Source organism: Glycomyces sp. NPDC046736 (genome assembly GCF_040645615.1).
Taxonomy (GTDB): Bacteria; Actinomycetota; Actinomycetes; order Mycobacteriales; family Micromonosporaceae; genus Glycomyces.
Genome location: NZ_JBEYYO010000007.1, coordinates 75,272 through 85,546 on the forward strand (window position 1 = coordinate 75,272; position 10,275 = coordinate 85,546).

Below are 10,275 nucleotides of genomic sequence, written 5' to 3' on the forward strand. Positions count from 1 at the left end.
AGGTTCAGCACTGGCCGCCGGCGTTCTCGGTCGGGGCGGAGCGCTGGCGGGCGATGTGCCGCAGCAGGGTCGGCAGCAGCCAGCGCCCGAGCGCCCCGAGCGCCGCTCCGGCGCGTTCGGCCTGGTCGCCCATGTAGCGCGCGGCGAGGTCCACGAGGTACAGCAGCGCGGTCGGCTCGGCCTCCGAGGGCGCGACTCCCATGGGCGCCAACGTGGCCGGGGCTCCGGCGACGAGCCCGAGCACGGCCGTGGTCGGATCGGTCCCCCTGGTCACGATGTCGTCCTGGAGCCGGTAGTGCGCGGCGTCGAAGCCGTAGGGCACTCCGGTCTCGAAGCGTTCGAGGTCCCACAGGTAGATCACCTCGGCGGTCTCGCGGGTGTTCCACGGGGCCCAGTCGCCGTGCCAGGCACCGAAGGTCAGCTCGGTGGCGGCGTACCGGTCCAGGAGGGTCTCCCCGGCGGTCTGGAGCGTGTCGGCGTCGGTCTCGCCCCGGTCGGTGAGCGCCTTGAGGCGCCCCCGCAGCCGGGCCGCGTAGTCCGACTCGCCCAAGGGCGCACGGCTCGACCCGCAGGCCTCGGCCAGTTCCCGCATCCCGGCGATGCGGCGCGCGGGGCCGAGGTCGGCGGGCGCGGTCCACGCGGGCAGCGCCGAGGTCACCATGAGGTTGTGGCCGTTCCAGTTGCCCGCGTGCAGGAGCTTGGGGACCCGCAGCAGCTTGAGGTCGCACAGCTCGCTCAGGCGCCTGGTGGCGGCCGTCTCGGCGTCCACGAGCTCTCGCGTCAGGGCGTTGACGCCGAGCTTCGCGAACGCCACGGTCTCGGCCTCGCCGTCGAGGATCTGGAGCACCGGCTTGCGGTTCGCCCTCGCGGGACCAATGTGGACACTCAAATGCACGTCGTGTCCCAGGACGGACGCGAGGTGGTCGTCGATGCCCTCACCGCCTCCCGTGGTCAGGCGGTGCGGCAGGAGCAGCCGGTCCAGGCCCAGGCGCAGCGCCCATACCGCGGCGTCGCGCTTGAGGCGCGCGCCCCTGGCCGCGGGCCGCGCGTACCGGGCGAGCGCGGCGGCCGCGACCTTGCGGTCGGTCGCCGGGATCAGCACCCGGGGTTTGCGGCGGCCCGGCACCACGATGTACGGGCGTCCCGGTTCTGACTGCGCCCCACCGGGATAGAGCTGGTCGACGACCTCCGCGAGGTAGGTCGCCCGCCTGCGCAGGTCGTCGGCGGTCTTCAGGGCTCGGCTCATCTGTTCTCCGTCTCTGGGCCGTTGTGGACGAGGGCCGTCGTGCGGTTGGCGGCCAGGAGCACATAGCTGAGCAGGGTGAGGAGGAGGGGCGTGACCAGGGCGTTGTAATAGAACATGGTGATCAGGGAGAAGCCGACCACCGCGCTCCCGGCGATCCCGACCGCGGAGTGGTCGGAGCGGAAGCGCCACAGCACCGCCAGAGCGAAGCCCAGGTAGGTGACCGTCCCGGCCAGTCCGTGCGCGAACAGGACCTGCCACAGCTGCCCGTTCCCGCCGAGGGTCCGCCCGCCGCACCTGGGGCATTCGGGGGTCGGGCCGATCGCGATCGAGTCGCCCGAGCCGAGCGTCTTGCGGGTCGAGCCGAACCCGAGGATCGGCGAATGCTCCAGGACCAGTTCGGTCGCGCGCTCGGAGGAGAACGCCCGCCCCTGGTCCGAATGGCCGTTGTCCATGCGCGCCTGCACCACAGTCCCCAGCGGCGTGAGCATCACCAGCAGCACCGCGGCGCAACCGGCCCCGCCCAGCGCCAGCATCCCGCCCGGCCGGCCCGAGATCAAGAGCCGCAGCGCCGCGAACACCGCCACGGCCGCGAGCCCGAGCCACAGGCCCCGGTTCATCGAGTACACGGCCGGGATCAGCGAGACCGCCAGCAGCACCACGGCCGCCGCGCGCCAGCGCGCAGTCGTCTTGAGGCAGAACGCGGCCACGACGAACCACACGGCGGTGATCGCGAAGTTGTTGCCCCAGGTGTTGGTGTAGCCCCAGGGCGCGGCCGGGCGCGGCGTCTCGTACCCGAGGAAGTCCATCGTCTGCGCGGCCGCCGGGTGCACCAGCGACTGCACGAACCCGTCCTGGGCCACCGACTTCGGCAGCAGCGCCTCCACAGGGGACGTGTACTCGAAGCCCCCGAAGAACGTGCCCAGCAGCCCGCCCGCCACCGTGACCGCGAACAGCCACGCCAGCAGCCGGATGAGGCGCTCGCGCGCGAGCCTGCCCTCCAGCACGAGGTTGTACGCCCACAGCGCGATCAAGGTGACGCAGCAGTAGAACCCGAGCCGGTAGGTGGCCCCCGGCAGGTTCCCGAACCACGTCTCGGCCACCGTCCCAGGCGGGTCGACCCCGAGGTTCGCCAGGCTCAACGTGACGGCCACCAGGAACAGCAGCCACCACCCGAACGCGGGCGGCACCGCGATCGAGCGCCGCCGCACCAGCTTCACCGCGGCCACCGCGGCCACCAGTGGCAGCGCGAGCACGCCGAGACCGAGCGCCCACCACAGCGGATACGCGGCGAGGAGCCAGAATAGCGACCCGCCTTCGGGGACCGCGTTCGGCTCGGGCGCCCGGCGGCCGCGCCCGGCCGCGCGGGCGGCCGCGAGCAAGGTCATCGGGTCGGCGCTCCCTCGGACGACTCCACGACCGGGAGCACCTGCGTGGCGGCGCGCATCGCGTCGTCCTCGACCGCTTCGAGCGAGTCGGTGGGCGTCTCGTCCGCCGTAGGCACGCGCGGTCCGGTGATCTCGCGGCGCTGACCCGGCGCGGGCACGGTGTTCATCGGCCCCAACGCGTTCGGCAGCAGCACCGCGCCGAGCAGCGGGGTGTCGATCTGGCGCATGCTGACGGCCGCGGCGGCGGTCTCGGTGATGGCGTCCCTTTGGGCCTGCACGGCCAGGATCACCGCGTCGGCGTGCCCGGCGAGCAGCTGCGCGTCAGCCGAGCACGACAGCGGCGGCGCGTCGACCACGACCCAGCGGCCCGCCTCGGCGAGCTTCGCGAACGTCTCGGCGGCGGCCTCGCTGGTGGGCCCGGCCGCTCGCGCGGCCGCGCCGGGGCCGATCACCGACAGGCTCGGCTGGCGGGGCGCGGCCTGGGCCGCGACGGCCAGGTCGATCCGCCCGGCCCACACGTCGGCCAGCCCGGGGACCGGCTCGGTGCCGAACAGCTCGGGGAGCCCCACGGTGGTGCTCGGGTTGGCGGCCACGACGGTGACGCGGTCGCCCGCGCGGGCCATCGCGGTGGCCACGTTGGCGGCGACGACGCTCGCGGCCGGGCCGGGCACGACCCCGGCGACCACGATCACGCGCTGGTCCTCGGTGAGTTGGGAGGCCACGATGTTGCGCAGCTGCGAGAACACGCGCCCGCCGGGGCTGTAGGCCCCGAACACCTCGCGGCGTTGGAACTTGACGGCCGCGGGCACGGTGGCGAGCACGTCCAACTCGCAGCGTTCGACCAGGTCGGTCGGGTAGGCCACCCGGCGGGCGAGGCGGTGGCGGGCCCACGCGAGCATCAGGCCCAGCGGCAGGCCGAGGCCGAGCGCGGCGGCGAGGTTGAATACGGCCTGCGGGCTGACCGGCCGCTGCGGCAGGGACGCCTGGTTGATGACACGCCCGGGGGTGACGGCGCTCTGCTGGGCCTGGAGCCCGGCGACCTCGGCCTCGATCTCACCGGCCTGCGAGCGCAGATCGTCCAGAGTGGATTCCACAGAGCCGCGGCCGCCGTCGCCTGAGTCCATCCGGTCCAGATCGTCTTCGGCGGCGGCGATCGACGCGTTGAGCGCGTCGAGCTCGACCGTTGCCGAGGCGATCGCACTCTCCAATGAGGCCGTGGCCCCGGCCCGGCGGTGCTCCAGGTACGCCTCGCTGAAGGCCACCGTGCCCTCGCGAGCGGCCTCGGGGCTGTCCGCGCTGAAGCTGATCTCCAGTACGGCCGTGTTGGGCGGCACCGTGACCGACACGCGCGAGACCAGACCGGCGTCGGGCCCGGCCCCGAGCTTCTCGGCGGCGGCCTCGGCGACCTCGGTGGACTTGACCAGCTGGGCCTCGGTGTCGAGGTTGACCTGCCCGGCGGTGCGCGCGCCCTGGACCGCGGTGTCCCCGGCGGTGGGCAGCACCAGGACCGACGCGGTGGACTCGTAGACCTCCTCGCTGAGCGAGGTGTAGGCGAGCCCGGCCGCGAGCGCGGCGGCCACCGTGGCGACGATGAGCCACCAGGAGCGGCGGACGATGACGCCGTAGTCAGCGAGCGTGCGGGCGGCAGGGGTCCTCAACGCGAAGGCCTTTCTCGTTATCGGGATCTCGATTGAGTAACGAGTCAGAAGCACTTCAGGTGACGGGCGCGCCGCGCCCGTCACCTCGCCGAAAGCGATGGAGGTTGTGTTTGCGAGAGGTTACGAGTAGAAACCTGTTTGTTCGCTAATATCATGATTCGCGTCATTTGAGACCGGGTCATATTAGACGGAGGAAGGTGGACGATGAGCGAGCCGGAGCAACAGCGTCGCACATGGACGGGCCGCGGCATCGTGACCCTTCTGGCGGTGCTCCCGCTGGTCTTGGCGGGGTTCGTGATCGGTTACGGGGTCGGGTCGGACAACCGCCTCGGCATCGCCGTCGACGAGGCCTGGAAGGGCGGCGACGGGACCGTCGACCACGAGCCGCTGGCCGCCTCATTCGTCGCGACCGGCGTCGAAGGGCCCGCTCCGGAGGCTCCGGCAGTGCTTCCGGTCGGATTCTCCGAAGAGCTCGGGATCGCCGTCGCGCATCTCCAGTTCATCGTCGACGAGTCCACAGTGCGTCCCGCGCACACCGCCGAGCTGCGGCTGCCGGTCGCGCTGCCGCCCGACAGCGAGGGCATGACCGTCGAGGTCGCCTCCGTCCACCCGGTGAGCTGCCTGTGCGACCTGACCGCCGCCACCGCCCCGCCGTACGGGCAGGTCTGGGACAGCGCGGAGGTCGACGCGTCCACCACCGAAGTGGTCTTCGACGTGACCGGCGCGATCGACTCGCCCGGGCGCTACGGCTTCGCCGTGACCTCGCCCAACCGCACCGCCTACCTGGAGTTCGAGGGCCCCGAATCCGGCACCGGCCCGGCGCTGCGCACGATCTCCGAACCGCCGGCGCCGCCGACCTACCCGGTCCCGCCGACCGCGCCGGGGGAGCAGCCGGCGCCCACGCAGGACCCGTCCGAGGTGCCCACCGAAGACCCCGTCTCCGAGGAGCCGACATCCGACGCGCCGACGTCCGCCGAACCCAGTCCGTCCACTTCCGACACGCCGAACACGGCCCCGACCGCGCCCGCCGACCAGGTGCCCTCGGAGGACCCGAGCGCCGTCCCGGTGCTCCCGGCGGCCGACCCGACCCTGCCGCCGCCCGCGCCGATCGCCGAGCACGGCCAGGCCGAGGACCGGCTGAGCACGTGCGTGACCGGTGCCAAGCTGATCCCGACGTGCGGGGCGCTCGTGGGCGTCGCGCCCGGGGCCCACACGAGCCGCAACAAGGAGAACGAGCTCCTCGAATTCGAGTCGCGTGTGGACCACACGCAGCAGATCTACCACGCTTATGAGCGGGCGGACAACCGCCTGTTCCCGACCGAGGACCAGATCGCGCTGACCGAGGACCCCGAGCGCCCGCGCACGCTGTTCATCAACTGGAAGCCGCAGATGGCGACCTGGGGCGAGATCGCCGCGGGCGACCCTGAGGTCGACGCCTATCTCGATCGGCTCGCCGAGCACATCAAGGAGAACTTCGACAAGCCGTTCTTCTTCACCGTCCACCATGAACCCGAGAACGACGTGATCCAGTCGAAGGACTCGGGAATGCGCGCGGCCGACTATGCGGCGATGTTCCGCTATGTGGTTGAGCGTCTGCGCGACGCGGGCGTCGACAACCTCGTCACGGTCATGAACTACATGGGCTACCTGAAGTGGGTCGAGAAGCCCTGGCACGACCAGCTGTACCCGGGCGAGGACGTGGTCGACTGGATCGGCCTGTCGGGGTACGGACAGTCCCTTCACGATGATGGGCATTCGGACTTCGGCGAGATCGTGGACCAGACCAAGAATTCGAGTTCGTGGCCCGGTTTCTACCATTGGATCGCGCGTGAGCATCCGGGGAAGCCGATGATGCTGGCCGAATGGGGCGTGTTCTACGAGAAGGACTACCCGAACCACCAGACCGCGGTGTTCCAGGCGGCGCGGTACCAGATGGCGCACTATCCGCGCCTGAAGGCGATCGTGTACTTCGAGACCCCGAAGGATTCGAACGGCGGCCGCAACTCCGAGGTCCACCGCGACGAGGACACGCTGGCGGCCTTCCAGGAACTGATGCGCTCGCCTTACTTCGACGTCCGGCTCGAATAGCGAGGGTGATCTCCAACGCAGAACGGCGGCCGAGGCCGCCGTTTTGTCGTACCCGGCGGGAAGCGTGGGGGACATGTCCCACCCAAGGGCGGGAGGACTCCCCGGCGCGGCCGTCGCAACCGGCCCTGGCCGCCCGCGGTCGGGCGTTCGCCGCGCGGTGCCACGCTCACTTTCGTTGGGGGAGTGGCGTTCGAGCCGCTGCCGTTCGCAGGCGGCGCTGGCTGCCCGCAGGCGGGCGTTCGCCCCGCGCACTTTCGGCGGGGGAGTGGCGCTCGCGGCGCCGCCGCTCGACGGTGGCCATTCGCCCCGCGCGGGAGCGGGCGCACAGGACGCCGCATGACTGTCCACGCTGACCGCCACATTCGCCCCGCGAGGGGGCGGGCGCACAATCGGCTGTGGAGTCGCGTTCCCGGCGCTGCCGCTATTCGGCCGCTTCCGCCGGGGCCTTCGGGTGTCTCTTGTAGGGCGACACGAACCGGTCGCCCGCGATCCAGAACCGCCAGGCCACGTCGGCCGCCTTCGAGATTCCCGTGCGCGGTCCCGCCAGCGCCGCCACCGGCGTGCCGCTCGCTTCGACGGCGCCGATCATGTCGCGGCCGTCGTCGTCGCGGTCCCAGCCCATTGCCTGCGCGAGCCGCGCCGGTCCGCGCGCCAAGTCCCGCTCGGCGATCTTCGGGCCGCGTCGCTTCCTCGCCGTCTCGACGCCGCTCACGACCTCACCGGCCCGCAGCAGCACCGCCGCCCCGGCGCCGTTCTCGCCGCACACGAGGTTCGCGCAGAAGTGCATCCCGTAGGTGAAGTACACGTAGAGGAACCCGGCGGGCCCGAACATGACCGCTGTTCGCTTCGTCGGCCCTCGGAAGGAATGCGAGGCCGGATCGTCCTCGCGGTATGCCTCGACCTCCGTCACCCGCACCGTGACGCCATTCGCGGTCACCTTGCAGCCCAACAGGTCCGGAGCGACCTCCACCGAGTCCCGCGCGAAGAACGCCCTCGGCAGCAGCCCTGTCGGCGATTCGCTCACGCGCACCCGGTCGGCGCGGCCTCAGCGGCCGGGACCTTGTCGGCGATCACCGTCGACAAGTCGTTGAGCACGTCCACCGGCTGCTCGTGGCCCTCGGGGAAGCTCACCCCGACCGGCACCTGCCGGTCGAGCGTGACCCAATCCGAGCCCGCCTCATCGGAGAACCAGCACACGCCGTTGAGCTTGAAGACCGCAGCGGTGTCCTCGACCGTGACCGGCTCGATCCCGCAGGTCGCCACCGCGGCCGGGTCGCCGTAGGCCATGACCGCCTCGGCCGCTCCCGGGTCGCCCTCGACCGGGCGGGCCTGGAGGCCCCCGGCGGTGTCGGGGACGGTCGCGGTGAGCGCCAGGCACACCACCGCGTCGTCCTCGCTCAACTCGGGCACGGTGACGGCCACGGGCGAGAGGTCCTGCGCGGTCTCATGCTCAGGATCGGCCGCCGCGGGCGCCAGAGCGTTGAACACCAGCACACCCGCCACGGCCGCGAGCGGCACCGCGACCGCGGTCGCCACGATCGCCGGGAGCTTCGACTTCGCCACGGGCTCGCCTCAGATCTTGAGAATCGGACAGGTCAGGGTGCGGGTGATGCCCGGCACCCGCTGGACTCTACCGACCACGGCGGTCCCCAGGTCGTCGACGGTGGCGGCCTCGGTGAGCACGACCACGTCATACGGGCCGGTCACCGTGTCCACGCGGATCACGCCGTCGATGTCGGACACGGCCTTGGAGACCTGGTCGGACATGCCGACCTCGGTCTGGACCAGAATGTACGCCTGCACCATGCGACAGGCCTCCTCAAGGAAGCGAGGGGATCGGAGGTCGAAACCCGACACGGGCGGGCCTGACCGCTTCCCGATCGCCGTTGAGCGAAGATTACCCAGTGATCCAGCGACCTTCAACCGTGCGAGGAATTGAGCCCCAGTGAGTGAGACCGTCGCCGAAGTCGGCGAGTTCCGCCTCATCGAACGCTTCACCCGGCACTTCGACACCACGCCCGCCGTCCTGCTCGGCCCCGGCGACGACGCCGCGGTCGTGGCCGCGCCCGACGCCCGCGTGGTCGCCTGCACCGACATGCTCGTCGAAGGCAACCACTTCCGCCTCGACTGGTGCTCGGCCGCCGACGTCGGCCACAAGGCCGCGGCCGCCAACCTCGCCGACATCGCCGCGATGGGCGCCCGCCCCACCGCCCTCCTCGCCGCAGTCGCCGCCCCCCAGGACACCCCGGCCGAATGGCTCGAAGGCCTCGCGTCGGGCCTCGCGACCGAAGCGGCCGCGGTCGGCGCGGCGGTCGTCGGCGGCGACACGACCAGGGGCGACCAGCTCACGATCACCGTGACCGCGCTAGGCGACCTCGAAGGCAGAGCCCCGGTCACGCGCGGCGGCGCGCTCCCCGGCGACGTGCTGGCGCTGGCGGGCCGGATCGGCTGGGCCGCGGCCGGGCTCAACGTCCTGTCTCGCGGCTTCCGCTCTCCGGGCGCACTGGTCGGCGCCTACCGAAGGCCGCAACCGCCGTACGCGGCGGGAGTGGACGCGGCGCTCATGGGCGTGCACGCGATGATCGACGTGTCCGACGGCCTCCTGTCCGACCTCGGCCACATCGCGAAGGCTTCAGGAGTGGCGATCCACGTCGACACGGCCGCCCTCCCGACCCCCGAAACGATGCGAAACGCAGCAGAGGCCCTGGGCTCCGATGCCCGAACCTGGATGCTGACCGGAGGAGAAGACCACGCCCTGGCCGCCACCTTCGCGCCGGACGTGATCCTCCCCGAAGGTTGGCGCCGCATCGGCACGGTGGGCGAGGGAACGGGCATCACGGTGAACGGAACCCGCTGGAAGGGCCCAACCGGCTGGGACCACTTCCCCGAGGCGAAGTGAAAGGCCCACGGACCGGACCTGAACGGCGTCGCTGAGCGCGGCGGGCGCGGATAAGGCGCGGCAGTGTGACGCGGCTTGTAAACCGGGCGCAGGCGACCAGCGTAGCGCGCCGAGGAGCGGCGGGCGGCGGCTGAGGTGTGGCAGGCGCCGTGCGGATCGGAGCCGGATGTCGCCGCCTAGATTGGCCGGGAGGCGGCGCGGCAGCGAGATGCCGCCCGCGAACCGGGCCGCGGGCAACCGGCGGAGCGTGGGCGGGGAGGCGCGCTTCTGAGCTGCGGCGGGCGATATGCGCGAGGGCCGGGCGCCGCGCGATGAGGTGGGCCGTCGATCGAGCATTGCGCGTTGCGGCGTGCGCGAACACCGCGCATGGGCGGCGCGGCGGGTGACGCCGCTGAGTGCGGCGGGCGCGGATAAGGCGCGGCAGAGTGACGCGGCTCGCGAACCGGGCGCGGCCGACCGGCGCATGAGCGGCGACGGGCGACATGCGCGAAGGGCTGGCGCCGCGCGATGTGGTGTGCCCTCGATTGCGCGTTGCGGCGTGCGCGAACACCGCGCCAGGGCGGCGCGGCGGGTGATGCCGCCGAGTTCGTAGGGGCGGAGGAGGTACGGCGCTGTAACGCGTGGAACCGCCCGCGAAACGGACCGCCCGGGCGACCGGGGCGGTGCGGGCGGGGGAAGCGCGCCGAGGAGCGGCGGGCGGCGGCTTGGCCGTGGCGGGCGCCCGCGCGGATCGGATCGGCGTGGGGGGCTTGCCCACCCTTGGGTGGGTAAGCCCCCAATCTCCCAGCCGGGTACGACAGAAACGCCCGGGTTTCGACGCGGTCGTGTCGAGCATCACGCGACGAACTGCGGCGCGCGCGTGTTTGCTCTACCGGCGCTGGCCGCGACCGGCCACGCTTCTGGTCGCCGCATCGCCGCATCGCCGCATCGCCGCATCGCCGCATCGCCGCATCGCCGCATCGCCGCATCGCCGCATCGCCGCATCGCCGCATCGCCGCA

General features: G+C 72.2%; 8 protein-coding genes. 2 read left to right on the plus strand and 6 right to left on the minus strand.

Annotated features, from left to right (window positions below):
• Positions 1 to 4 precede the first annotated feature (4 nt).
• From AB0B28_RS09410 to AB0B28_RS09420, 3 genes are read right to left on the minus strand one after another with little or no spacing between them, the layout of a single operon-like run.
• Positions 5 to 1,246, minus strand: a complete 1,242-nt coding sequence (locus tag AB0B28_RS09410; protein WP_360118971.1) for a hypothetical protein — start codon at positions 1,244 to 1,246, stop codon at positions 5 to 7.
• Complete coding sequence (locus AB0B28_RS09415; RefSeq protein ID WP_360118973.1) at positions 1,243 to 2,631, minus strand: hypothetical protein; 1,389 nt, start codon at positions 2,629 to 2,631, stop codon at positions 1,243 to 1,245. The genes AB0B28_RS09410 and AB0B28_RS09415 overlap by 4 nt, the downstream gene beginning before the upstream one ends.
• Positions 2,628 to 4,289, minus strand: coding sequence for a Wzz/FepE/Etk N-terminal domain-containing protein (locus tag AB0B28_RS09420; RefSeq protein ID WP_360118975.1), 1,662 nt, complete (start codon positions 4,287 to 4,289; stop codon positions 2,628 to 2,630). The genes AB0B28_RS09415 and AB0B28_RS09420 overlap by 4 nt, the downstream gene beginning before the upstream one ends.
• Before the next feature lie 204 nt (positions 4,290 to 4,493).
• Between AB0B28_RS09420 and AB0B28_RS09425 the strand changes: the two genes are divergently transcribed.
• Positions 4,494 to 6,377 carry a glycosyl hydrolase gene (locus AB0B28_RS09425; RefSeq protein WP_360118977.1) on the plus strand — a complete coding sequence of 628 codons (1,884 nt, stop codon included), beginning with the start codon at positions 4,494 to 4,496 and terminating at the stop codon, positions 6,375 to 6,377.
• A gap of 421 nt (positions 6,378 to 6,798) precedes the next feature.
• On the opposite strand, the gene AB0B28_RS09430 is transcribed toward AB0B28_RS09425, so the two are convergent.
• Genes AB0B28_RS09430 through AB0B28_RS09440 form a run of 3 tightly spaced genes read right to left on the minus strand, consistent with a single transcriptional unit; the run spans position 6,799 to position 8,183 of the window.
• Entirely contained in the window at positions 6,799 to 7,401 is a 603-nt protein-coding gene (locus AB0B28_RS09430) for a DNA-3-methyladenine glycosylase (RefSeq protein ID WP_360118979.1), read from the minus strand.
• Positions 7,398 to 7,940 (minus strand): DUF3515 family protein, encoded by a 543-nt coding sequence (locus tag AB0B28_RS09435; RefSeq protein WP_360118981.1) that lies wholly within the window; start codon positions 7,938 to 7,940, stop codon positions 7,398 to 7,400. Before AB0B28_RS09435 ends, AB0B28_RS09430 begins: the two co-directional genes overlap by 4 nt.
• A 9-nt stretch (positions 7,941 to 7,949) precedes the next feature.
• Entirely contained in the window at positions 7,950 to 8,183 is a 234-nt protein-coding gene (locus AB0B28_RS09440; RefSeq protein ID WP_360118983.1) for an Lrp/AsnC ligand binding domain-containing protein, read from the minus strand.
• Between the two features lie 139 nt (positions 8,184 to 8,322).
• Here AB0B28_RS09440 and AB0B28_RS09445 point away from each other — a divergent pair, with 139 nt between their 5' ends.
• On the plus strand, positions 8,323 to 9,276 hold the full coding sequence (locus AB0B28_RS09445; RefSeq protein WP_360118985.1) for a thiamine-phosphate kinase: 954 nt from the start codon (positions 8,323 to 8,325) through the stop codon (positions 9,274 to 9,276).
• Positions 9,277 to 10,275 lie beyond the last annotated feature (999 nt).

Coding starts and splice junctions, on each gene's coding strand:
- AB0B28_RS09425 (WP_360118977.1), top strand. CDS start 4,494: ATGAGCGAGCCGGAGCAACAGCGTCGCACATGGACGGGCCGCGGCATC.
- AB0B28_RS09410 (WP_360118971.1), bottom strand. CDS start 1,246: ATGAGCCGAGCCCTGAAGACCGCCGACGACCTGCGCAGGCGGGCGACC.
- AB0B28_RS09440 (WP_360118983.1), bottom strand. CDS start 8,183: ATGGTGCAGGCGTACATTCTGGTCCAGACCGAGGTCGGCATGTCCGAC.
- AB0B28_RS09415 (WP_360118973.1), bottom strand. CDS start 2,631: ATGACCTTGCTCGCGGCCGCCCGCGCGGCCGGGCGCGGCCGCCGGGCG.